The organism is Leptolyngbya sp. KIOST-1 (genome assembly GCF_000763385.1).
Lineage (GTDB): Bacteria > Cyanobacteriota > Cyanobacteriia > Phormidesmidales > Phormidesmidaceae > Nodosilinea.
Map to the genome: position 1 here is coordinate 852138 of NZ_JQFA01000004.1, position 22256 is coordinate 874393.

A 22256-nucleotide genomic window follows, 5' to 3' on the forward strand; every position below is an offset into this window, starting at 1 on the left:
AGGTTTGGAGGTTTATGGCCTGGGGGAGGGCGTTGGCTACCCTTTGCCGTGCATCCGGCATCTAACACTCACTACCCCAGCAGGCCCAGCTGCTTAAACAGGCCGATCGCATCTTCTTCGCCGCGCTCTTCGACAATGCGGCCCTCCAGCAGGCGGTAGATGATGATGCCGCTGAAGCGAACAGAGCGTCTGGTCGCTTCCAGATTCAAAAAGCCGATGGGGCCAGTGTTGGTGCCCTCTGCCGTCCAGGCAATGACGACCTTGTCGCCCTCGCCAACCACGTCGGTCATCGTGAATTGCAGATCGGGCAGGGCGGTGTGCACATCGCTGACCCAGGCTTTGAAGCCATCGCGATCGAGCGGCGCAGGCAAAATTGGGTAGTCAACAATGAAATCGGGGCTGGTGAACTGGTCTACGACAGCGAGACGGCCTTTACCCCAGGTGGCGTCGCAGAACTGCTGGGCAATCTGCTTATTGCGTTCGGTGGGAGTAGGGCAAAACCACTGGTGGGCGGTGCGGCGCTGCAGGGGCAAGAGGTTGGGGGCAAGCATTAGGGGACTCCTTTTGGGGGTGGATGGGTGGATGGGTAGGCGGGTGGGCGGGTGGATGGGAACGCATTGAGGGCTGGTAGGGGCAGCGCGATCACACCCCGATCGCGGACAACGGATTTTGATTCAGATGCGCCCAGGCGATGGGCAGACAGGCATTGGCGATCGCCTCCACGTGACGAAAGTCAGTGCCGCAGCAGCCGCCCAGCACAGTGATCTGGGGAAACTGCGCCCGCAGGGCACGGTACTGCTGGCCCAGTTCGGCGGGGTTGCCGTCGTCCAGGGTTTCGGCCTCATCCAGCTCGGCATGGCTGAGGGTGGAGGCGTTGGCCCGCAGGGCGCGAATGCGCTGTACCCAGGGCTCGCCAGCGATCAGGGCATCGGCGAAGTGGGTGGGGTGGGCGCAATTGATCATGTAGTAGGCTGGCCCGTTGCCCGTGGCGCCATCCACCTGGGCAATGGCCTCGCCCAGGCTTTGCCCGCTGGGCAGGTGGCCATCGGTCTCCACGGTGAAGGAAATCACCACGGGCAGGCCCACCGCCTGGGCCGCGCGGACGATGCCGATGGCTTCCTGCACATAGTTCATGGTGAAGGCGCTAGCCAGGTCGGCCCCGGCCTCGGCAAAGGCCTGGATTTGGGGCCGGTGGTAGGTTTCGGCTGCGGCCACGGTCATGGCGGTGCTGACGCTGTAGCCATCGCCCCGGGGGCCAATGCAGCCGCTGACGACGATTGGGGTGTCGGGGGTGGCGTAGGCCTGGCGCAGCAGGTGCAGCAGGGCGATCGCCTCGCGGTTGGCCGTGGCCAGTTCCTCCGCTGAGTAGCCCAGGCGGCTACCCCAGTCGGAGTTGGCCCGCCAGGTGGGGGACTCTAACACAAAGCCCACCCGCTGCTGAACGGCCAGATCGAGGTAGGTGCGAAAGTAGTTGGCGATCGCCTGGTAGCCCTCGGCGGTTTTCAGCAGGTCGAAGGCAGCGAAGTGGGGCAAGTCAAGGCCCTGATGGAAGATAAAGGTGGTTTCCATGCCGCCGTCGGTGAGGAAGAGGCGATCGGCGAGTTGGGGGAGGGGGGGGTAGGCATGGGTGGGGGACTCCTTGGGGAATGGGGGTGAGGGGATGGGTGAGGGGGTGAGGGGAACATCAACCAACGGGCGCACCGAGCCGTCAGCGCTGCAACTGGGGGTTGCAGACTGAGGGTTGCCGAGCCGCAGCGGACTCGTTTGATTCAGGCTGAAAGCTTGGTGGTCAGGGGCTCATGGGTGGAGCACCGCTGATGTTTCTAACGATAGGGGCAAACTTTGGGCCTGTCTTTACAGAAAAGTATGCAGATGGGTAGGGTTGGCTGCCCTCAAGAGTATGGTGATGGGCTCAAGGTATGGTCTTGGCCATACCTGGGCGGAATCGGGGGCGATCGCCCCTACGAGAGCCTGAGGATCGAAGCCATCCTGGGGCTGCCAACGGCTCAAAAGTCTACTCTGATCGCCCTGGGGGCATAGGGGACGAAATAGAGTCCGGCCATTGACTAAACTACACCGTTCAGTTAAATTTTTGACAACAGCCCTTTCGCTACGGTTTGGGCTGAGGTTATGGGCTGTTAGCCTCACATTTGTGTCTTGCCCCTGTTACGTCTATGTCTATCAACCCTGATCAACCCTGGAGAAGGCCGAGTTTTTGGCTTTTAATTGGTGCTCTACTGATTGTGGGCACTGGCTCTACCCTGGCCGTTCGCAACGTTTTGCAAACCCGCCAGGCGGCCCGAGAGCAGGCCGAGCTACCGCCCCCCCGCCAGGTTAAGGTGGTGGCCCTGGGTCGGGTTGAGCCCGCCAGTCGGGTGATCGACGTCGCCCCGTCGGAGTCGGGCCGCATTGAGCGCCTGGAGGTGCAAAGGGGCGATCGCGTTGAGGCGGGCCAGATTCTCGCCTACCTCGACACCTACGATGTGCGCCGGGCCGAGCGCGATGTGGCCGCCAGTCAGCTGGCCGAGGCCCGCGCCCAGCTGGAGGCCGAAACCACCCTGGGCCGTTCCCAGGTGCAGGAGGCCAGCACCCGCGTGGCCCAAATCGACGGGCCGCAGCAGGCCGCGATCGCCGCCCAGCAATCTGCCATAGAGAGTCTCCAGGCCGAGCTGAGCGTGGCCGAAATTGATCTGGCTCGGTTTCAAGAGCTCAACGCCTCGGGGGCGATCTCCCGCCAGGAGTTCGATCGCCAGCAGGCCACCGTCAACAGTTTGCGCGCCGATCTGGGCAACGCCCAGGCAACTAAACAGCGGCTAGAGCAGACCCGCCTCAGCGACATTCAAAACGCCCAGGCCCAGGTGGTTTCGGCCCGCGCCACCAGCACCCGCGCCCAGGTGGCCAGCCGGGTCGACTCGGCGGCCCAGAGTCTGGCCCTGGCCGAGGCCCAGCTGGCCCGCACCATCGTGCGATCGCCCCAGGCCGGACAGGTGCTCGATATTTTTGCCTACCCCGGTGAGGCAGTGTCGGCCTCCGGGGGGCCGATTGTGGCCCTGGGGGACACTCGCCAGATGGTGGTGGTGGCGGAGGTCTACGAAACCGACGTGGGTCTGGTCAGGCTGGGGCAACCGGTCACCATCACCAGCCGCAATGGGGCCTTTAGCGAGACCCTGACCGGCACCGTCAGCGAAATTGGCCTGCAAATTGCCAAAAACGACGTGCTCGACGACGACCCCGCCGCCAACGCCGATGCCCGCGTGGTCGAGGTGCGGGTGGCGGTGGACCAGAGCGAGGCCGTGGCGGCACTGACCAACCTCCAGGTCGATGTCGCCATCGACATTGAGTCGTGAGGGCACCATGAAACTCCCCTCCCTGCCCCGCATTCCCCTGGCCTGGTACAACCTGCGCCACGATCGCCCCCGCCTGCTCGTGGCCGTGGCCGGGGTCACCTTTGCGGTGCTGCTGATGTTTATGAACCTGGGCTTTTTGGGAGCGCTGGTCAGCACCACCACCAACTTCTACGACCAGTTCAACGGCGACATTTTTTTAATCTCGCCCCAGTCGCTGGAAATTAGCTCCACCAAGGCATTCCCCCGCGAGCGGCTGTACCAGGCGGCGGGGCTTGAGGGGGTGGCGCGCACCATGCCCCTCTACGCCGAGTACGCCCTCTGGAAAAACCCCGAAACCAGCCTCAGTCGGGCCATGTTTGTCTACGCCTTCAACCCCAGCGACCCGGTATTTTTGATGCCCGAGCTGAATACCCCTGGGGCCAGTCAGGCGCTTCAGCAGCCCAACTCGGTATTTATCGACCGGCGATCGCGGCCCGAGTTTGGCCCCCAGACCGTGGGCCTCGAAACCGAAGCCGACCGCCGCCGCATCACCATTGTCGGCCAGTACGACCTGGGCGGAGGCTTTGCCGCCGACGGCACTTTGATCATGAGCGACCAGAACTTTCGCCGCTACTTTGCCCCCCGTTCCCTCAACCAGATCAACCTGGGCCTGGTGCTGCTGGAGCCGGGGGCCGACGCCCAGCGGGTCAAGCTGGCTCTCCAGAATCAGCTCCCCGCCGATGTTGAGGTCTACACCAAACCCGAAATCGTTCTCAAAGAAAGCCAGTTCTGGATTCAAACCACATCGATTGGCTTCATCTTTGGGCTGGGGGTGCTGGTGTCGTTCATCGTTGGCACGGTGATTGTGTACCAAATTCTCTACACCGACATTCGCGACCACCTGCGGGAATACGCGACGCTGAAGGCGATCGGCTATAGCGGCGGTTACCTGTTTAAGACCGTGATCCAAGAGGCCATTTTGCTGGCCCTGATGGGCTACGTGCCGGGGCTGGTGCTGGCCCTGGGGCTTTATGAACTGGCTTACAACGCCACGGCGGGCACGCTGCCCATGCAGATGACCATTTTTCGGGTGGTGTTTGTTTTTACCCTGACGGTGCTGATGTGCGCCCTGTCGGGCTTGATCTCGGTACGCAAGGCGGTGACAGCCGATCCGGCGGAGGTGTTTGCGTGATGCAGCGAACTCCGCTAGCCCTCCTCAACCTGCTCCACGATCGCAAGAAGTTCCTCACCTCGATGGCCGGGGTGGCCTTTGCGGTGCTGCTGATGTTTTTGTTCACGGGGTTCAAAAATGCCCTCTACGACAGCCAGACCCAGTTGCTCAGTCGGCTCAATGGCGATATCGTGCTGATCAACCGGCTGAAGGAAAACATGTTTGTGCCCCGGGCCTTTGCCCGTCGCCGCCTCTACCAGGCCCAGGCCTTCGACGGCGTGGAGGGGGCCTACGCCCTCTACATCAACGATGCCCGCTGGAAAAATCCGGAGACCCGCAAAACCCGTCCGGTGCGGGTGATCGCCTACAACCCCTCCGACCCGGTGCTGCCGCTGCCGGAGATTCTAAATCACCAGCAGGAGCTGCGCCTGCCGAATACGGCGCTGATTGACGTGCGATCGCGCGCTGAGGTCGGCCCCCGCGAAACCGGCGTGATCACCGAGCTGGCCGATCGCGAAATTCGCATTGTCGGCACCTTCAGCCTGGGCACCGACTTTGCCTCGGGCAACGGCAACTTGATCATGAGCGACCAGAACTTTTTGCGGTTTTTTGCCAATCGCGGGCCTGAGGAAACCGAGCGCAGCTTTGCCACCGCCGACATTGGTCTGCTGCGGGTGGCCCCCGGTGCCGACGTGGCTACCCTGGTGCAAACCCTGCGGGACAACCTGCCCCAGGATGTACTGGTGCTGCCCATGGATGGCCCGGAGGGGTTCATCGCCCGGGAGCGCACCTACTGGGAAGAGAACACCAACATCGGCTTTGTGTTTTCGCTGCTGACCACCATGGGCTTTGTGGTGGGAATTATTCTGGTCTACCAGATTCTCTACACCGACGTGGCCGACCACTGGTCGGAGTACGCCACCCTGAAGGCGATCGGCTACGACAATGCCTACCTGTTCGGGGTGGTAATTCAGGAGGCGGTTATTCTCTCGGTGCTGGGATTTATCCCTGGGCTGCTGATCAGCGCCCTGTTCTACAACCTGGGGGCCGCCGTTACCGGGCTGCTGTTTCAGCTCACCCTACAGCGAGTCGCTAACATTTACATCATGACGTTTGTGATGTGCCTGATTTCCGGTGCCATTGCGGTCCGCAAGGTGCAGCGTACTGACCCCGCCGAGGTATTTGGCCTATGAGTTCTGCCCCGCCCACATCCCCGTCTGCCCTGCCCGCCGCTGTTGAAGCGTCGATTCGGGTGGGCAGCCTCAGCTATTTCTTTGGCCGGGGCGATCTGCGCAAGCAGGTGCTGTTTGACATTAGCCTCGACCTGCACCCCGGCCAGATTGTGATCATGACCGGCCCCTCCGGCTCAGGCAAAACTACCCTGCTGACGCTGATTGGGGCGCTGCGATCGGCCACCGAGGGCAGCCTCCAGGTGCTGGGGCAGGAGCTGGTGGGGTTGGGCGATCGCCAGCTGGTGGGCATTCGCCGCAACATCGGCTTCATTTTTCAGGCCCACAATCTGTTTGAGTCGCTGACGGCGGCCCAGAATGTGGAAATGGCGGTGGAGCTAACCGGCCAATTCGGCAGCAAGCGCCAGCAGGCGATCGACATCCTCAGCCAGGTGGGGCTGGCCGAGCGGGCCGACTACAAGCCGGGGGCCCTGAGCGGCGGGCAAAAGCAGCGGGTGGCGATCGCCCGTGCCCTGGTCAACCAGCCCCAGCTGATTCTGGCCGACGAACCCACCGCCGCCCTCGACAAGCAGTCGGGCCGCGACGTGGTCACCCTGATGCAGCACCTGGCCCAGGAAAAGGGCTGCACCATCCTCATGGTCACCCACGACAACCGCATTCTGGACGTAGCGGATCGCATCATCAACCTGGTGGACGGGCGGCTGGAGTCCGACGAAAGCCCCCAGCAGTTCGTAGACTCCCACGCCCCCAAGTCCCTCGATCAAAAAATGTTCATCATGTGAGGGGCTGGCGAAAGCCGGTTGCGCCACCCAGAAGCAATGGTGGCACTGCCCACGCTACAAAGACTAGGATTCACTACCCATCCCCCCTCCCCCCCATCCACCCATCCCCCCTCCCCCCCATGCCCATCTCCTTCGCCAGCAACGTCCAGGCCCTCACCTACACCAAAGTCGCCGACTACCTGCAAACCGCCGCCCTGTTCAAAGACAACCTGCGAGCCTACGGTGACATCCCCCGCTTCGACGTGCTCTACGGCTCTACCCTGGTCGAAATCGAGGTGTTGCCCTGGGAAGTTCATCCCTGGGAAAAGGCCGACCTGGCGACGGTGCGGGCCACTAGCTGCGTCACCATCGGCAGCACCATCGACCACGAACTGATGCACTTTTTGCTCACCGAAAACCGCCGCATGCGGTTTGGGGCTTTTCACCTCGACGAAGCCAACCAGGTGCTGTTTGCCGAGAGCGTTCTGGGCGGCGAAAACATGGATCTGATGGAGCTTCAGACCTGCATTCTCTCCGTCGTCACCATCGCCGACACCTACGACGACATCATCGCCCAGCGCTTTGGCGGGAAGCGGGCCATCGATCGCCTGGAGCAGAGGGCGATCGCCCCTTAGGAGAGGCCCCAGGGAGCGCTCTATACGGGCCGAACAAGACCAAAGGTATGAAGCAGCCGTACCCAAGCCTTACCCTATGGCCGCTCACTCCGGGCTGTTGCCAGGGTATCTGGTCATCCCCAGGGGGAACGGCCAACGGCAAAGCTTATAACCCAAAGCCCCTTCAGCTTCATGCAGGTTTTGGGCGATCGCCTTTGCAGAACGGTGCCGCCAGGCTTAGAAAAATGACTCAATGATGCCTTGCGCGGATCACCCGTTCTGCCCACAACCCTTGGAGTAGTAACCTTTCCGTGAGCTAGTGGAAGTTACTTGATCGCCATACCAGGGCCAGCCAAGTACCTTAACACAAATTTAATAAATCAGGGAAATTACTTAAACAAAACAAAAAGTTGTATTTCCAAAAAATACTCAACCTCGATTTTAACCATAAGGTTTGGATAATAGATATGCTTCTACCAAAGCCTGGTTTTTAATCGCCCTACACCTCATTTGCTCACATAGCCAATTCGCAAACGGCCTAGACGGTCTTGTAGCCTGAAATACAATTTTATCCGCGGATCGACAAATTATTTCTGTAAAAGAGTGGCTCGATCACACTGTTTGGCACACCATTGAATAAGTTGACAAGCAGCGATCGAATTGTATAGCTATAGCCACTTAGGTTAGGACACCGCTTGCTTGAGGACAGCCTCAATAGCGGCCCGCAGGCCATCGTCGTGGGGGAGGGCTTTTCGGATCCGGCTTTTCAACCACCCCCAGCACTAGCGGACTCGTTTGATTCAGGCTGAAAGCTTGGTGGTCAGGGGCTCATGGGTGGAGCACCGCTGATGTTTCTAACGATAGGGGCAAACTTTGGGCCTGTCTTTACAGAAAAGTATGCAGATGGGTAGGGTTGGCTGCCCTCAAGAGTATGGTGATGGGCTCAAGGTATGGTCTTGGCCATACCTGGGCGGAATCGGGGGCGATCGCCCCTACGAGAGCCTGAGGATCGAAGCCATCCTGGGGCTGCCAACGGCTCAAAAGTCTACTCTGATCGCCCTGGGGGCATAGGGGACGAAATAGAGTCCGGCCATTGACTAAACTACACCGTTCAGTTAAATTTTTGACAACAGCCCTTTCGCTACGGTTTGGGCTGAGGTTATGGGCTGTTAGCCTCACATTTGTGTCTTGCCCCTGTTACGTCTATGTCTATCAACCCTGATCAACCCTGGAGAAGGCCGAGTTTTTGGCTTTTAATTGGTGCTCTACTGATTGTGGGCACTGGCTCTACCCTGGCCGTTCGCAACGTTTTGCAAACCCGCCAGGCGGCCCGAGAGCAGGCCGAGCTACCGCCCCCCCGCCAGGTTAAGGTGGTGGCCCTGGGTCGGGTTGAGCCCGCCAGTCGGGTGATCGACGTCGCCCCGTCGGAGTCGGGCCGCATTGAGCGCCTGGAGGTGCAAAGGGGCGATCGCGTTGAGGCGGGCCAGATTCTCGCCTACCTCGACACCTACGATGTGCGCCGGGCCGAGCGCGATGTGGCCGCCAGTCAGCTGGCCGAGGCCCGCGCCCAGCTGGAGGAGGCGCTAGGCTGCCAGTGGCGGCTTTACGCTTGAGCCACAAGTCGATGGTGTTGCGACTGATCCCAAAAACAACACTGGCTTCGCTCTTCTTCATCCCATCCAGTTCGATGGCGTTGATGACCTTTTGTCGCAAATCGAGGCTGTAGGGTTTGGCCATGGCATGCAGGGGGAGATGGCGTTACCTCTAAATTATGTCCTAATCAGGCTGGCTATAGCTATATATCCTGCTCTAAAAATTTTTGCTTAGATTGCTCTATTGACATTGGTGAACAGTAAGTCAATTTCATTGATCTTTTAATAATTAAAATATAGGCTGGTCAATGCTTAAGAACCTCTCACAAAAATGGCTTGTCCAAGAGTCAGCTATTACCTTTGACTCCTGGCCAATGACTCACCAGAACGCCAATCAATTTTTTATGTATATAGACAAGCAGCTAATTCCCTTGGATGTACACGATCCAAATTTACCTTCTGGTTGCTTTGTTGAGTATTTTGGCAAGGCGTTGCAAGTCGTCGATAACGCTCTGAATAATCAGGGACTTGTTTTTTATCTCACCATGACCGAAATGGAGGAAATGCCTTCCTATGGTGCCAATGTTTTTGTGCTGATACTGGGAGATGAACTCTACCGGTTGCCAAGTTACATCGATCGCGTGGGAGGTGTTTTTAAGTGCTACGGTACTCATCAAATTCGTGAGCAGCTCAATCTATTTCGACCGCTTCTAAGGCCATCTTATTTGAAACTTTTGATTCTTGCTCAGGTGGCCAAAAACCTTGGCCATCGCTTGGTCAGAAAAATTCGTCATAGACTTAGAAAAATCAAAACCTTGCTTTTTGATGATCGAAAACTGGTTCCTGTATACGACATTCCGCTAGGTTATTTCAATTCTGAGAATCTGCCTATCAAACCCATGGCCAGTCGCACCTGCGATGTGTTCTTTGATGGCAGCATAATTCATCATGAGTACCCGGTTTGGTCGTTGAGGTACTGGTCCAAAACGCCAAAGGCCCATGCCCGAGAGCAGATGGTGGCGAAGTTAAAAGAGTTTGGTGCTGAAAACCCCCAGTTTCAAGTTCACTTAGCCCTCGCCGTCGGTTTTTCTGGCTTCCAGAACACGGCAGAAAATACCTATAGCCAAAATTTAATGAACGCCAAAATTTGCCTTGCTCCCAGAGGCACTACTTTGGAAACCTATAGGCTCTTTGAGGCTATGCGCTATGGCTGCGTCATTATCGTAGAATCTCTGCCGTCTCGGTGGTTTTACGATGGGGCTCCCATTATTCAAATTGGCAACTGGCAAAACTTGGGCCCAGTGCTAGACAAACTGCTTAACAATCCCACCCTGCTAGAGACCCTCCATCAGCAGACCCTGGATTGGTGGGAAACAAAGTGCTGTGAAAAAGTGGTGGGCAAGTACATTGCCGATGAGATCAACGCGCTAAGGCTAAGGTTCTAGGGCGTGTTATCAATTGCGGCCTACACCCGGTATAGCCATCGCCAGGACCATTAGGACATGACCCAAGCCCCTGAATCGATGGCTATACGCCATTGCGCCGCCCCAGTTTTTGCCTTTGGATGAGGCCAATGTCCTAAGCGCAATGGCCACCGCTATGTACCAAGCATTGCTGTCCTCGAAGCGCCCAGCCATCCCCGCTGTAGCGGTCTACTCCTACAACCGTGCCCTTAACTCAATAGCAACCGTACCAGCAGCAGCAGACAGGCCACCCCCAGCAACGGGGTAGAGATGGCCACGACCCGGGCCGAGAGCCAGGGCGGCAGATAAATATCCTGGATGGTTTGCCCTGGCGGGGTCAGAGTTTCGGCCCAGGTTCGCAGGGGACAGCGAAAGCCGTTGCCAGCATAGATCACGACCTCAATGGTGATGAGTGCGAAGGCGATCGCCGTCCAGAGGGTGAGTTGATTCGCGAGGCCGCAGTACAGCAGGAAGAGAATGGCCCCGAACATCACCACAAAAACGAGGGTATGAAATAGCCGTACCCAGACTAACCGCATGGCTTCTCCCTCCAGGTCTGCTGCTTCTATGGTATCTGGTCACCCAGGTAACCCTGTTCACCACAAGGGGCACCGCTAACGGAAGGCTTAAGACCCCAGCAGCCAGGACAGGAAATGTTGTCTCCGGGGGAATAAAGGTGTGTAGCAGAGCTAGCGCTGATCTATTCCAAACCCTGAAAAATGTGTTGGGTGGTGAGTAGGGCGCTGAGCCCGACAAAGCCATGGCAGCGGCCTCGCTGGGCGGTCATGCCGAGCGCGATCGCGGCGGACTGGGCCGGATTGCGGACAAAGCGGGGGGAGGTGTTGATGTAGGCCACGGCGCTGGTGGCCAGCTGGGCGAAGCGGCTGCCCTCAGCGTAGGATTCGGTGGCAATGGCGTTGGCGTGGCCACTGCTGTGGCGGTTGATCAGGGCCGCGGCGGCCTGCACGTCCTCTACCGCTCGCAGGGCAACCGTTTTGCCCAAAAAAGGACGATTCCAGTCGGCGGCAGCGGCGGGCTTGACATCGGGGAGTTCCCCCAGCAGGGCCTCGTCGGCCAGCACCTCAAAGTCCTGATCCCACAGGGTGTGGCAGAACTGGGCCAGGGTAGAGGCGCTGCAGCTCCGGTGAACCAGCACTTTTTCGATGGCGTTGACAGCGTCGGGGTCGCCCCGGTGGCTGTCTAGCACCATGTGGGTTACGGTGCTGAGCTGACCGGAGGCCGACCAGTAGAGGTAGCAGTTGCCCATGGCGGTGGGTAGCACGGGCACCCCGGCCTGACGCACCACCTGCTGCACCAGACCAGGCCGCCCATAGGGAATGATCAGATCGATACCGGGGTCCTGCAGCAACCAGGAGCGGGCGACATCCCCCTGCTCCTCGGTCAGGGAAAAGACGCACTCCTGGGGCAGGCCCACCTGGTCGAGAGCCTGGTGGATCGCCTGCAAAATGACCTGGTTGCTCTGACTGGCCTCGTTGCTGCCCTTCAAAATCAGGCCGTTGCCCGTGCGCAGGCTCAACCCCGCCGCGATCGCCGCCAGGTCAGGAAAGGCTTCGTAAACCAGGCCCACGACCCCCAGGGGAACGACCTGGCCATAGCCCACGGTGGCTTTGCTCAGCCGACTGGGGGCGGGGTGCAAGAGCCCGCGCGGATCCCCCAGATAGGCCAGACGGCGCAACATTTTGGCGGTGGTCTGCAGGCGCTCGGGGGTGAGTTTGAGCCAGTCGAGCACCCGCTCGGGCACAGCCATGTCCAGACTGGCCTCCAGATCGAGGGTATTGGCCTCCAGGATGTCGTCCAGGCAGGCTTCAAGGGTGGTGGCAACAGTTTCGAGCAGGTGGCTCTGAGCCTCGGCTCCGGCGCTGACCAGCACCCGGCTGGCCTGGCGCACCTGCTCAACCGCAGCGCTGAAGTCTGCCTGGGTGGCTAGATTCACCATCGTCTTACCGCCGAGAGGCCAGCCAGAACATGCCCACTACCGCTAGCGATACCGCCAGGGTGGTCAGCAGTCGGGCAATGGATTGGGCGCCATCGGGGGTTTGCAGGGTGGCCAGCAGCAAAAAGAAGACCATCACCCCAAAGGCCGCCAACACCACCAGGGGGAGATAGCTAACGCTGAGGGACGAGCGATCGAGCCGCCACTGCTGGCCCGTCCAGCGCCAGATGCGCTTGTAAGGGTAGTGGGTGGAGAGCTGCTCAATCACGTAGCCGTCGTCCTGGACGACAAAAATCTGTTGGCAGCGATCGCAGCCAAAGGCCTCAGTCAGCGTAATCGGCTTAATACAGCCATTGCGGCGACAGGGGCAGGGATAGTCGGCATTTTGGTCGATCTTCTGGCTTTTGTAGGTACGCACAGCACTGCCAGTGGGGAACAACATGGGCTGCTATCCCAAGTCCAGCTGGGGCTCTGGAGATGTGCCCGTGGGAAAACTCCACCGCTGAACCTGGATGGGGTTCTAGTCCCATCATGTAGCCCCATCATTCTGACACATTAACCAAAACCTCCTCTGAAAAACAACTAGCTGAGATAGGTAGATTGGCCAACCGGCTCAAAACGGTAAGTTTAGGTTTAGATGTAGCGACAGCGGCTTGAAATTTTGGGGACAACCGTGCTAGTTAAAAGCTACTTAACTATGCGACTCCTGTTCTTGCCCAGGGCAGGGGTCTCCACTATCGGGTTCCTGACATAAACCCCTGGCCCCGATCCCCTCACCCCTACGGACAGGATGTTGTTATGGCTACCGAGCGCCTGGAGACGGCCATGAGAAATTTTCAGCACGTCAATCAGATGGTGGAACGCTACACCCGCCTGTGCCGTGCCTACGTCAGTTTGTCCGAGCGATTTCACCAGCTCGATGTGGACCACATGACGCTGAAAGGGCAGGTCGTTCCCCTGCTCAAGGCGCTCCAGGAGCACCAGGCCAAGCTAAAAGCCGTCGAGGCCGAAAATTTCCAGCTCCAGTCCGATCGCGACCAGCAGGAGGCGCGGCTTCAGGCCGCCCTCGACCAGCAGGAGGCCAAACACCGCCAGGAGCTGCAGCAGCTCACCAAGACCTACGAAGAGCAGCTGCAGAACCTCTCCAGCCATGTTGCTGAGCTTCAGCCCCTGGAGCAGTTGCTCAGCGGGGATACCCACCACGAACTCAGCATTGCCGAAGAGCAGATGGAGCTGGTCGAAACCACACTTCAAGAAATTGAAGAGGACAGCTCCCCCGACCTCTCGGACGAGGAAAAAGCCCTGCTGGCGGCCTACCGCTCTGACCCAGCAGCCTTCCTGGTGGCCGCCGCCGCTCCCGTGGGGGGTGAGCCCCTGGACAGTGAGCTTCTGGACAGTGATCTTCTGGGCAGTGAGCTGCCGAACAGTGGGGCAGAGGCCGAGGAACCCGTCGCCGTGGGGCACTACTACTACGATGACCCGGTATCTGACGCATTCAGGGCCTAGGGTGGGTCATCAATTGTGGTCAGAACCCCCAAGGGGCGTTCCTGAACACAGGTATAAATCAAAAATTCAATGCCTCTCGTAGGGGCAAACGACCGTTTGCCCCTACCCAAATTCATGCCTCAATTCTGCAACGCCGCCCCAAGGTATTAGCGTTGTGACGCCCAATCTAAGAAGATGACTGAGGCCCTGGGCCATCTCAGGACACCAGCTTACTCACCAGCCACTGGGCTAACCCGCCCCCGTAGGGAGCACAGAGGCGGTGAATGGAGGCTGCGGTAAACCGCTGCTGAGCGAAGCAGAGAATGTTGCCGTAGACGCCATTGGGGTAGAAGGGCGATTCCTGGGCCAGGTCTAAGGCCTGGAGGTCAAATAGTTTAGCCTGGGTGCCAGGCGCATAGTCAATCATGATGCTGAAGTCGTAACCCCGCTGTTGGAGGGTCTTGAGGCAGGTCATGGTGCCCTCAAAGAAACGCGGCGACCAACCCTTTTCGCCTTGCCTACGGCTGCCGCCGCCGCCGTACTCAAACATCACCACCTCAGGCAGTAGCGCTGGGGGCAGTTCGGCAAACTGCTGAATCACCACGGGTTCCCAGCCTTCAATATCGATCTTAAAGACGGTAATGCGGGTTGCGCCCACCTGCGCTAGCAGGGTAGCCAGGTCAAGGGTGGGCACCTCCCGCGTGTTGCTGGAGGCCCCAAACCAGTCAGCAGCCAGGGAGCTAAAGTTGCTGTTGGCCAGGTTGGCAAACTGACCCAGGTGCAGGGTCTGGGTGCCGACGCGATCGGACAGGCACTGCTCGACGAGCTGAATAGGGTACTGCTGACAAATGGCCCGCAGCTTGTCAGTCGGAGATGGCTCGACGGCAACGGCGGCAAACCCGAGGCGGGCAAACAACTCGCAGTAAAAGGCAAAGGTCCCTACCCCCACATCAAAACACAGCCCCTGGCGCTGGGGATCGATGTCGGGCAGGAGGTGCTCAAGCAGGGCCTGGCAACAAGCTTCTACGCGCATTAATCTGGCCCTAGAGAAAATTTAATCTAAGCGTAAGGCATTTAGGCCGTGCGGAGGTTGCCGGTTGACCGGTTCATCCGCTACGCAAATAAATAATACATATAGACAGCTAGATAGGTGCCTGAGCTGAGCCACTGCTCCCTATCCCTCGGCGCTAGAGCACCGGTTCAGTATGGCTGCGATCTCGAATATGCCCCCCGCAGGGTCTACAGAGTCCTACCGATTTCTTGGCCAAACAGAGGTTTAAACCGATGATCGATCACTCTTTTCCGTCGGGTCCAAGGCGGCCAATAGTTGCATTTGCGCCCCAGTAGGGGCGACGCCCCTGGTCGAGGGGGGTCTGGGGCCAGCGACATGGCCCCAGTAGCACCTTGGGCTTACCGCCGCAGTTGTGGCTCGCGTGCCCCGATCTCGCTGCAAAACAAATTCTGTACCGACGATCTAGGGTTCGGTTCATCCAGGGAATGGTCGGGCGGGCCATGCCCACCTGACGGAGATGGCTGGACAGGGTTAGGGCCAGGCGGGGCTGCAAGCTAAAACGTCATCGGCGCGATCGGTTCGATGTCGGGGTCGTGGCCGCCCACCTGGCTCGTGCGCAGCACCCAGGCAGACGCGCCGTACTTGAGAAACCTGTGCACCACCACATCGCTGGCCTTGCGAGGAAACACCGTGCGCCAGCTGCCCAGGCCCATGATCAGGTTGCGAATCGGTTCATCTTCGATGGAGCTACCCAGGTTAAACTCGTTCTTCTCCCAGGCAGGGCGCAGGCCCCCCAGGGGTTGGAGGGTGTCCTTGAGGTCGCGGCCAAATAGGGCCAGCTGGTGCAGCGGCTCGGCCTGGTCGGGGTGCTGGTCAATCAGGGCGTCGGCATGGCGGTGGAGGCTTTGGGCAATGCCCTGCAAGCTGGCAAACAGCGCCTGGTTGGAGTCCTGGGAGCAGTTGTTGGAGGGGCCGACGAAGGTGCCGCCGGTGCCGTCGCCGATGCGGTAGCGGGCGGTCATGGCCTGCAGGTGGGCTTCCATGCGGCCCAGGGGAGAGCGGCGCTCGTCGTCGAAGTAGTAGTAGCGGCTAAAGGCGTCGAGCTTGACCAGAATATCGCAGGTGGGCCGGGTGCCCAGCCAGCCCCGCTGGCGATCGCCCTGATACCTCGACCAGTGAATTGTGCCTGCGATCAGCCCGTCGATGTTGTGGGCGTAGACCTGGTAGTAGCGGATCTCGAAGCGCTTTTCGTCAGCTAATCGGTCGTGCACCACCTCGGCCCGGCCGTAGGCAAAGTGGCCAAAGAAGATGGGGCTAAAGGCGGCGGGCTCTTTTTTGGTGCCGCCGATGCCGCCGTAGGTGTGGAGGATGAGGGCGCGATCGCCCACCTGCCACTCGGCGATCGCGTCGTGAATTGCCTCCGGGCGACCGTTGTCTTTCGCGGTACAGAGCACCGAGCTGACCCGGCCCTTTTGGGCCACCACCTCGGCCCACGACTCTTTGCGAATGTAGCGGTAGGCCGCTTTGGCGCCGCCAAACACGACGCGATCGGGCTGCAGCCGAAACAGGGCGCGGGGACCGAGGGCCTGCACCACAAAGGTACCGCTGGCGTCCTGTGCCCCGTAGATGTACCAGCCCGACTCGTTGTAGGGCGATTTTTCTAAATCCCGCGTGGTCGAAGGGTCGCTGCCGTAGGCCTCCATGGTGGCTACCGGGGGCAGGCTGAGCTGTTCCTCCGGGCCGTCAAAGGCGCGGCTGACCCGGTTAAAGTGGCGCACCCGCCACCGGTCGGTAACCGCCACCGGCTCGACAAACTGCACCAGGCCGTAGTAGCGCCCGGTCACCTCCATGGGCTGGGTGCTGATCAGGAGGGTAACGCCGTCTTTGTCCAGCACCACCTGGGGGTTCTCCACCACGGCAATCATGTCGTCTTCGGGCAGCGAACCGGCCAGGGACTCCAGCGGGTCAACCCGCAGCCAGTGGTTGAGCCGCACGGGGTTGATCACCCCGTCAAAGCGGCTGGCGTACTCGGCATCGGCGCTAAAGTGCACGTCGTGGGTGACCGCCTGCACCATCCTTTGGGTGAGGGGATGGTCTGACCAGCGCAGCTTGACCACTCGGCCCACCAGGCCCTGGTGATCGTCGGGGGCATGGTGAATTTCGTAGAAAACGCCACCAAACCGCTCCTGCTTGGCGGGCAAAATCAGCCGCCCCACCCAGTCGCCCAGGGGCAGGTAGAGGGCCGGGTCGGGTCGCCGGTCGAGGGGGTAGTTCTGGTAGCGCACCAGGGGGTGAGCGGCAAAAATGTCGTAGTTGTTGGCCTCGCCGCCCCGCTCCAGCTCGGCCTCCAGGATTTCGCCCCGCAGAATGGCATTGATGGTGTCAATGGTTTGCGCCAGCGAACTGCGGCCATCGGGCAGGAGCAGCTTGGGGTCAAGGATGCCCCCCGGCACCTGGTGCCCCACCGGCCCCATGGACACCAGGGTGATTTTGCCCCGGCGCTTGGCCCGGTTCCAGTAGGAGAGGGGAAACAGCTTCCAGCGCCCCGGAAAGATCTTCGGCCCCAGCTTTTCCACCGTGTCTTTCTCTCCCACCAGGTGGTAGAGGTGCTCCAGGGCCAGGAGGTTGATGTTGGCGCTGATCACCCCGCCCAGGGAAATCACATCCACCGGTGCCCCCAGGGCGCGCTTCAGGTAGGGGGCGCAGGCGCAGGACATCTGCCCGCCGCCGCTGTAGCCAATGAAGGTGACAGGAATACCGCTGCCCACCGGGTAGCCATTTTTCAGCAGCCCGTTGTAAACCACCTGGGCAATCCCCTGGTTGTAGAGCGGGCCGTAGCGCTTGTCGGCGGAGACCCCCACAATCAGCACGTTGCGAATATTGACCAGCAGCCCCAGCAGGCTGGCGGGGTTAGCAAAGCGCAGGGTGTCGGCGTAGCGCCACAGAAATGACAGGGGACGATCCTCATTGAGGGGGGCATTCATCACCGAGTAGGGCATGATGCCGCGAATCAGCCCCACATCCTCGGGGAGGGTGGGGGCAAGGGTATCGAGAAATTCTTCAATATCGGGCAGGTACTCGAAGCTGGAGATGCCAATGCCGTCGAGGTAGACCAGGTAGCGGCTGACCTGGTTGGGGTCGGCGAGCGGTTCAGCCAGTTCCCCGGCGTTGAGGGTGGTGTTGACTTCGTCGTCGTACCAGCCCGCCCACCAGCCCAGGGTTTCGAGGGGGGCCAGGAGCCCGGCCACCACCAGGGCCACCAGGCCAATCCAGATTAAATTCAGCACCAGCACCAGGGGGGCGGGTAGGCTGCTCAGCCAGCCAAACCACCACAGCCGCAGGGGACGCAGTAAGGTCAGTGTGGCCACCGTCAGCACCACCATGGCCAGCAGTCCCAGGAAGGGCTTCAGGTTGGGCCACAGCCGTTCGCTGGTGGGGACCGGGGGAACGGCTACCGCAGCGCCACCACTGGCCGGGACAGCAGCCAGCGGTGGCGGATCGCCGGTAACGGCTGCGATCACCTGGACCTGGCTGAGGGCATTGATGCGTTGGCTGAATTCCTCCTGCCAGCGGGTGGAGGTTTGGGCCAGGTCGTCCCGGTAGGAGGCGGTCAGGGCGCGGCGGCTGGTGACCAAATCCACCCCCGCCGCCCGGTTGGCGATGCGTTTGCCCAGACTGGCCAGGGGGCGGCCGACGGTGTTTTGCAGTACCTGCAGCAGCACCCAGCCAAAAACGACGTAGCCAAAGGCATTGCCAAGGCCAAGGTTGGCGATCGCCGCCACCCCCACCACCATGGCCAGCAGATGCCACACCGACAGCAGATTGAGGATGGGGAGGCCCAGGTAGGGCAGCGCCCCCAAAAACGCAAACAACAGCGGCGCATAGGCCGCCCCCAGCACCGTCACCAGCTGGCCAAAGGGCAGCGATCGCGTCCAGGGAGCCAGGGTAACCAGCCAGGTGCTCAGCACCAGGGCTAAAAAGCCAAAGGCAAACAGCACCGCATTGATGGCCAGGCTGAGGGCAAACCGGGCCGGCCTTACCTGATTGATAAACAAGATAATGCTCTGGCCAATGCCCTGGGACAGCCCCGCCAGCAGCACCACCAGCAGCGCCAGTCCCTGCCCTCGGGGGAGGGTGGTGGCAATCCGAAAAGCTTCCGCGTTGAGAGCAAAGACGTACCCCAGCACTTCCCAAAAGCGATCGAGCATTGACCCCGGCCTCAATGGTGTGCCGAGATCTTACTCCAAGGGCAGAGCCAAAATAGCCTCTGTTAGGTTAAGTGAAGGATCTCGAGGGGAGCCTGGCGGGGAGACTCCAAAACCAGGCTGGGGGCTGTAACCGTTGATTCCTGAGCTGTCAGAGGCTAACTGATGACAGCCCCTAGAATAGAGCCAGCGCTATACCCGGCATTTCTATGGCGAAACTCTGGCCCTACGCCACCCCCGGCATTCCCGACCACCTGTTCGAGCAGCTGCCCGGTATTCCCCTCAGCAGCCGGGAGGTGCGGTTGCTGCTGCTGGGCTACCTGCGGCTCCGCCCCAAGGATGTGCTGTGGGATATTGGCGCGGGCACCGGCACCCTGGCGATCGAGGCGGCGCTGATGATGCCGGGGGGTAAGGTGGTGGCGGTGGAGCGCGATGGCGATGTGGCCGACCTGGTGCGGCGCAACTGCGATCGCTTCGGCCTCTCCAACGTACAGGTGATCCAGGGCAGTGCCCCCGACTGCCTGGGCGACCTGCCCCACCACCCCGACTGCATTTTTGTTGAAGGGGGCCGCAACCTGAAAGATATCCTGCTGGCCGCCTGGGACTACCTGCCCTCCCTGGGCCGGGTGGTGGTGACGGCGGGCAACCTGGAAACCCTCTACGCGGTGTCCGAGACCTTTGCCCAGCTGCGGGTGCGGAACATTGAGGCGGCCCAGCCCGCTGTCAATCGGCTGGAGACCAAGGGCAATTACCAGGTGTTCACGGCGGTAGACCCAATCTTCATTCTCAGCGGCGAAAAGTACGAGTGATTCCCAGGAGGGCAGCACGATGACCATCACTGCATCAGAACGCTTTCGGGGCTGCCTGCTGGGGCTGGCGGCGGGGGATGCTGTGGGCACCACGGTCGAATTTCGGCCCCGGGGTTCATTTTCGCCAGTCACCGATATGGTGGGCGGTGGCCCGTTTGACCTCCAGCCGGGCCAGTGGACCGATGACACCTCGATGGCCCTCTGCCTGGCCACAAGCCTGGTGGAGCAGGGGGCCTTCGATGCCGCCGACCAGATGGATCGCTACTGCCAGTGGTACGAACAGGGCTACCTCAGCAGTACCGGTCACTGCTTTGACATTGGCAACACGGTGCGACAAGCGCTGGAGGAATACAAGCGGTCGGGCCAGCCCTTCAGCGGCTCTACCCATCCCCAATCGGCGGGCAATGGCTGCCTGATGCGGCTCGCCCCCGTGCCCATGTTTTACAGCGCAGACCGCGATCGCGCCATAGCGTTTTCGGGCGAGAGTTCTCGCACCACCCACGGGACCGCCGAATGTGTCGAGGCCAGTCGGCTGTTCGGCCATGTGCTGTTCCAGGCTCTCTCAGGCGCTGGCAAACGGACCATTCTGCTCGAACACGATCTGGAAACCTTTGCATCTCCCGCCATTCGGGCCATTGCCGCCGGAGCGTATCAACGTAAGCCCGTCGAGGAGATTCGCGGCACAGGGTATGTGGTCGACAGTTTAGAGGCGGCGCTGTGGTGTTTTTGGACCACAGAAACCTACGAGCAGGCCGTTCTGGCCGCCGCCAACCTGGGCGATGACGCCGATACCACCGCCGCCATCTGTGGTCAGGTGGCCGGTGCCTACTACGGCGAAGCGGGCATCCCCGAGCGGTGGCTGAGCCAACTCACCCTGGGGGATCAGATTGCAGCCCTGGCCGATCGGCTCCAGGCTGCCGCTGTCTAGTCTGGGCTATTCATCAGAATTTTGAGCTATCCTCTTATGGGATGGGCCTCTGGCCCGTTACGCCCTGAGCATTAAATAAATCTAGCTAAACAGCCAGCACCTGCTGAATTCGGCGCTCCAGCTGATCGAGGTCGAGGCCGCCCTGGTCGCGGTTGATGCGGCGCACCGTCGAGTTGACCTTCGACAGATCCTCCAGCAGGTCGGTCAAAATCTCCTGCTGCTGCCGCGACTGAATCACCTCGCGCGGCTCCTGCACCAGATCGCGCACAATAGTGTCCTCGGTGCGGGAGGCCACAATGGGGTCGGTGTGCCCCTCCAAAAATACAAACGTCCGCCGTCCGGGGCCGCGCTCCTCTTCAACCGGCTGGAGCGAGGTCACCTGGTCCGATCGCACGTACTTACCAAAGCCTAAATGTACCAATACCGACGATTGAATCTTCATACTGCCACTGCGTCTACTACCGCTATATCCCCATGATAAATACCGTTTAGAACCACCAGAAGCCAACCCAGGAGAGGATTCTACGGTAGTTTAGGTAGGGGTTTACGCGGCGGTTTCAGCCGTGACGGGTTGACCTCAAAATCCCTGGGACAGTCACCGGAAAAATGTCGCGATCGCCCCATCCAAGCCCTGGTGAAACCACGGCTCTGTTGTCCATTATTTCAAGGGTGAAAATGCCTCCTTCTATGCAGCATCCCAGTCGCCACGTGTGGGACTTTTGGTATTACTTTGACGCCGCCAATCATCTTTTTCATATTTTTTATTTAAATGCCGATCGGGACTTAGTGGCCTCAGACCAACATCACTTTGCTTCCTGCGTTGGCCATGCCACCACCGCCGATTTCGACCACATTGACTGGGGCAAGGCCGACAGTTGCCATGTTCTGAAACCCGCCCTGGGCCACTGGGCCAACACCTGTATCTGGAGTGGCGATGTGATCCAGGTGCAAAACGGCTACCTGATGTTTTTTACCTCCCGCGATCGCCATCGGGATGACGGCTTTACCCAGAGCATTGGGGTAGCCTATACCGACGATGTGGGGTCGCCCCACTGGCAAATTCTAGACACCCAAATTAGGCCTGGTTCTGTCTACCACACCAGGAGCATCGACGGAGATCTGACCTTTCACGCCTGGCGCGATCCATTTTTGTTTCGGCAGCAAGACGGCCAAATTTACATGCTACTTTCCGCTAAAACTGGCGATGGCCACCTGGGGCGCAGCGGCGCGATCGCCCTCCTCAGCGTTTCCGAATCGGACTTTTCGGCGGCAGTCCAGGGCCACCGCGAATGGGAATATCTATCCCCAGCGGTGCAGCCCCGCTGCTATGCCGAAATGGAAGTGCCCCAGCTGTACAAAAATCCCCAGGGCGGCTACGAACTCGTCTTTTCCACCTGGGCGAAATACGATTTTGCGCCGACCACAGAAGGAGCGGGCGGCTTTCAGGGGTTAACCCTACCAAGGTCTGGCGACACCGAAGCGGCTATCGAGTTCTCCTCAACTAACCCAAATTTTCGTGTGCTGCTGCCTGAGAAATACGGCCTATACGCCTGCCGTATTGTGCCCGAACTCGACGGCGAAATTATCGGGTTTGACATCCAGATGGGAGGCATTCGCCGCAGCGGCATCAAAACCAGGCTTGCCGCAATGGACCGCGATTTTTCAGACTTTTCAGTTTAGCGTTAGCGTCAAACTATTGTCCCGGCCCAGCGCCTAGGGTGCACAGGTCTGGTGGAGCTGTACCCG

At 60.1% G+C, this 22256-nt stretch carries 19 protein-coding genes and 1 pseudogene; 11 read left to right on the forward strand and 9 right to left on the reverse strand.

Going from position 1 to position 22256, the window contains the following annotated elements; translation table 11 throughout:
- Positions 1-71 precede the first annotated feature (71 nt).
- Complete coding sequence (locus NF78_RS20790) at positions 72-551, reverse strand: ester cyclase (RefSeq protein ID WP_052050795.1); 480 nt, start codon at positions 549-551, stop codon at positions 72-74.
- A 91-nt stretch (positions 552-642) separates the two neighbouring features.
- A complete protein-coding gene (locus tag NF78_RS20795; RefSeq protein WP_263970667.1) occupies positions 643-1692 on the reverse strand; it encodes a homocysteine S-methyltransferase family protein in 1050 nt (349 codons plus the stop codon).
- A 482-nt stretch (positions 1693-2174) separates the two neighbouring features.
- On the opposite strand from NF78_RS20795, the gene NF78_RS20800 reads away from it, so the two are divergent.
- From NF78_RS20800 to NF78_RS32565, 6 genes are all read left to right on the forward strand, one after another.
- Positions 2175-3347, forward strand: coding sequence for an efflux RND transporter periplasmic adaptor subunit (locus NF78_RS20800; RefSeq protein ID WP_072016209.1), 1173 nt, complete (start codon positions 2175-2177; stop codon positions 3345-3347).
- Between the two features lie 7 nt (positions 3348-3354).
- Positions 3355-4518: an ABC transporter permease DevC gene (devC, locus tag NF78_RS20805; RefSeq protein WP_035991391.1), complete on the forward strand. Its 1164-nt coding sequence runs from the start codon at positions 3355-3357 to the stop codon at positions 4516-4518.
- The gene (devC, locus tag NF78_RS20810; RefSeq protein ID WP_035991392.1) at positions 4518-5690 is read left to right on the forward strand and encodes an ABC transporter permease DevC; all 1173 of its coding nucleotides are present in this window, start codon (positions 4518-4520) and stop codon (positions 5688-5690) included. Before devC (NF78_RS20805) ends, devC (NF78_RS20810) begins: the two co-directional genes overlap by 1 nt.
- Positions 5687-6469: an ATP-binding cassette domain-containing protein gene (locus tag NF78_RS20815; protein ID WP_035991393.1), complete on the forward strand. Its 783-nt coding sequence runs from the start codon at positions 5687-5689 to the stop codon at positions 6467-6469. The genes devC (NF78_RS20810) and NF78_RS20815 overlap by 4 nt, the downstream gene beginning before the upstream one ends.
- A 119-nt stretch (positions 6470-6588) precedes the next feature.
- A complete protein-coding gene (locus NF78_RS20820) occupies positions 6589-7083 on the forward strand; it encodes a T3SS (YopN, CesT) and YbjN peptide-binding chaperone 1 (RefSeq protein WP_035991395.1) in 495 nt (164 codons plus the stop codon).
- Positions 7084-8267: 1184 nt separating this feature from the next.
- Complete coding sequence (locus tag NF78_RS32565) at positions 8268-8675, forward strand: biotin/lipoyl-binding protein (RefSeq protein WP_081972808.1); 408 nt, start codon at positions 8268-8270, stop codon at positions 8673-8675.
- Here NF78_RS32565 and NF78_RS29865 read toward each other — a convergent pair.
- A pseudogene (locus NF78_RS29865) lies at positions 8640-8799 on the reverse strand (IS630 transposase-related protein); the annotation flags it as partial. The gene NF78_RS32565 and the pseudogene NF78_RS29865 sit on opposite strands and share 36 nt — an antisense overlap.
- Before the next feature lie 163 nt (positions 8800-8962).
- On the opposite strand from NF78_RS29865, the gene NF78_RS20830 reads away from it, so the two are divergent.
- Positions 8963-10099 (forward strand): hypothetical protein, encoded by a 1137-nt coding sequence (locus NF78_RS20830; protein WP_052050796.1) that lies wholly within the window; start codon positions 8963-8965, stop codon positions 10097-10099.
- Between the two features lie 227 nt (positions 10100-10326).
- Here the strand turns inward: NF78_RS20830 and NF78_RS20840 are convergent, their stop codons facing one another.
- The 3 genes from NF78_RS20840 to NF78_RS20850 all read right to left on the reverse strand — a co-directional run bounded on the left by NF78_RS20840 (position 10327) and on the right by NF78_RS20850 (position 12513).
- Complete coding sequence (locus NF78_RS20840; RefSeq protein WP_035991403.1) at positions 10327-10656, reverse strand: hypothetical protein; 330 nt, start codon at positions 10654-10656, stop codon at positions 10327-10329.
- Between the two features lie 161 nt (positions 10657-10817).
- Positions 10818-12074, reverse strand: a complete 1257-nt coding sequence (locus NF78_RS20845; protein WP_035991404.1) for an aldehyde dehydrogenase family protein — start codon at positions 12072-12074, stop codon at positions 10818-10820.
- A gap of 4 nt (positions 12075-12078) precedes the next feature.
- A complete protein-coding gene (locus NF78_RS20850; RefSeq protein ID WP_225885389.1) occupies positions 12079-12513 on the reverse strand; it encodes a hypothetical protein in 435 nt (144 codons plus the stop codon).
- Between the two features lie 356 nt (positions 12514-12869).
- Between NF78_RS20850 and NF78_RS20855 the strand changes: the two genes are divergently transcribed.
- Positions 12870-13577 carry a hypothetical protein gene (locus NF78_RS20855; protein WP_035991405.1) on the forward strand — a complete coding sequence of 236 codons (708 nt, stop codon included), beginning with the start codon at positions 12870-12872 and terminating at the stop codon, positions 13575-13577.
- 196 nt (positions 13578-13773) lie between these two features.
- Here NF78_RS20855 and NF78_RS20860 read toward each other — a convergent pair whose 3' ends face one another.
- The gene (locus NF78_RS20860) at positions 13774-14589 is read right to left on the reverse strand and encodes an FkbM family methyltransferase (RefSeq protein WP_035991406.1); all 816 of its coding nucleotides are present in this window, start codon (positions 14587-14589) and stop codon (positions 13774-13776) included.
- 533 nt (positions 14590-15122) lie between these two features.
- Positions 15123-18776, reverse strand: a complete 3654-nt coding sequence (locus NF78_RS20865; RefSeq protein ID WP_035991407.1) for a CAAX amino protease — start codon at positions 18774-18776, stop codon at positions 15123-15125.
- A gap of 206 nt (positions 18777-18982) precedes the next feature.
- Here NF78_RS20865 and cbiT point away from each other — a divergent pair, with 206 nt between their 5' ends.
- A complete protein-coding gene (gene cbiT, locus NF78_RS20870; protein WP_035991408.1) occupies positions 18983-19582 on the forward strand; it encodes a precorrin-6Y C5,15-methyltransferase subunit CbiT in 600 nt (199 codons plus the stop codon).
- Positions 19583-19601: 19 nt separating this feature from the next.
- The gene (locus NF78_RS20875) at positions 19602-20510 is read left to right on the forward strand and encodes an ADP-ribosylglycohydrolase family protein (RefSeq protein ID WP_035991409.1); all 909 of its coding nucleotides are present in this window, start codon (positions 19602-19604) and stop codon (positions 20508-20510) included.
- A gap of 85 nt (positions 20511-20595) precedes the next feature.
- On the opposite strand, the gene NF78_RS20880 is transcribed toward NF78_RS20875, so the two are convergent.
- Positions 20596-20952 (reverse strand): hypothetical protein, encoded by a 357-nt coding sequence (locus NF78_RS20880; protein WP_035991410.1) that lies wholly within the window; start codon positions 20950-20952, stop codon positions 20596-20598.
- A gap of 245 nt (positions 20953-21197) precedes the next feature.
- Between NF78_RS20880 and NF78_RS20885 the strand changes: the two genes are divergently transcribed.
- The gene (locus NF78_RS20885; protein WP_225885390.1) at positions 21198-22190 is read left to right on the forward strand and encodes a beta-fructosidase; all 993 of its coding nucleotides are present in this window, start codon (positions 21198-21200) and stop codon (positions 22188-22190) included.
- Positions 22191-22256 lie beyond the last annotated feature (66 nt).

Bases quoted from the DNA above. Each gene is read 5' to 3' on its own strand.
- NF78_RS20790 (WP_052050795.1), bottom strand. From the start codon at position 551: ATGCTTGCCCCCAACCTCTTGCCCCTGCAGCGCCGCACCGCCCACCAG.
- NF78_RS20885 (WP_225885390.1), top strand. From the start codon at position 21,198: ATGCAGCATCCCAGTCGCCACGTGTGGGACTTTTGGTATTACTTTGAC.
- NF78_RS20800 (WP_072016209.1), top strand. From the start codon at position 2,175: ATGTCTATCAACCCTGATCAACCCTGGAGAAGGCCGAGTTTTTGGCTT.
- NF78_RS20855 (WP_035991405.1), top strand. From the start codon at position 12,870: ATGGCTACCGAGCGCCTGGAGACGGCCATGAGAAATTTTCAGCACGTC.
- NF78_RS32565 (WP_081972808.1), top strand. From the start codon at position 8,268: ATGTCTATCAACCCTGATCAACCCTGGAGAAGGCCGAGTTTTTGGCTT.
- NF78_RS20860 (WP_035991406.1), bottom strand. From the start codon at position 14,589: ATGCGCGTAGAAGCTTGTTGCCAGGCCCTGCTTGAGCACCTCCTGCCC.
- NF78_RS20815 (WP_035991393.1), top strand. From the start codon at position 5,687: ATGAGTTCTGCCCCGCCCACATCCCCGTCTGCCCTGCCCGCCGCTGTT.
- devC (WP_035991392.1), top strand. From the start codon at position 4,518: ATGCAGCGAACTCCGCTAGCCCTCCTCAACCTGCTCCACGATCGCAAG.
- NF78_RS20830 (WP_052050796.1), top strand. From the start codon at position 8,963: ATGCTTAAGAACCTCTCACAAAAATGGCTTGTCCAAGAGTCAGCTATT.
- NF78_RS20845 (WP_035991404.1), bottom strand. From the start codon at position 12,074: ATGGTGAATCTAGCCACCCAGGCAGACTTCAGCGCTGCGGTTGAGCAG.
- devC (WP_035991391.1), top strand. From the start codon at position 3,355: ATGAAACTCCCCTCCCTGCCCCGCATTCCCCTGGCCTGGTACAACCTG.
- NF78_RS20880 (WP_035991410.1), bottom strand. From the start codon at position 20,952: ATGAAGATTCAATCGTCGGTATTGGTACATTTAGGCTTTGGTAAGTAC.
- cbiT (WP_035991408.1), top strand. From the start codon at position 18,983: ATGGCGAAACTCTGGCCCTACGCCACCCCCGGCATTCCCGACCACCTG.
- NF78_RS20875 (WP_035991409.1), top strand. From the start codon at position 19,602: ATGACCATCACTGCATCAGAACGCTTTCGGGGCTGCCTGCTGGGGCTG.
- NF78_RS20850 (WP_225885389.1), bottom strand. From the start codon at position 12,513: ATGTTGTTCCCCACTGGCAGTGCTGTGCGTACCTACAAAAGCCAGAAG.
- NF78_RS20820 (WP_035991395.1), top strand. From the start codon at position 6,589: ATGCCCATCTCCTTCGCCAGCAACGTCCAGGCCCTCACCTACACCAAA.
- NF78_RS20840 (WP_035991403.1), bottom strand. From the start codon at position 10,656: ATGCGGTTAGTCTGGGTACGGCTATTTCATACCCTCGTTTTTGTGGTG.
- NF78_RS20865 (WP_035991407.1), bottom strand. From the start codon at position 18,776: ATGCTCGATCGCTTTTGGGAAGTGCTGGGGTACGTCTTTGCTCTCAAC.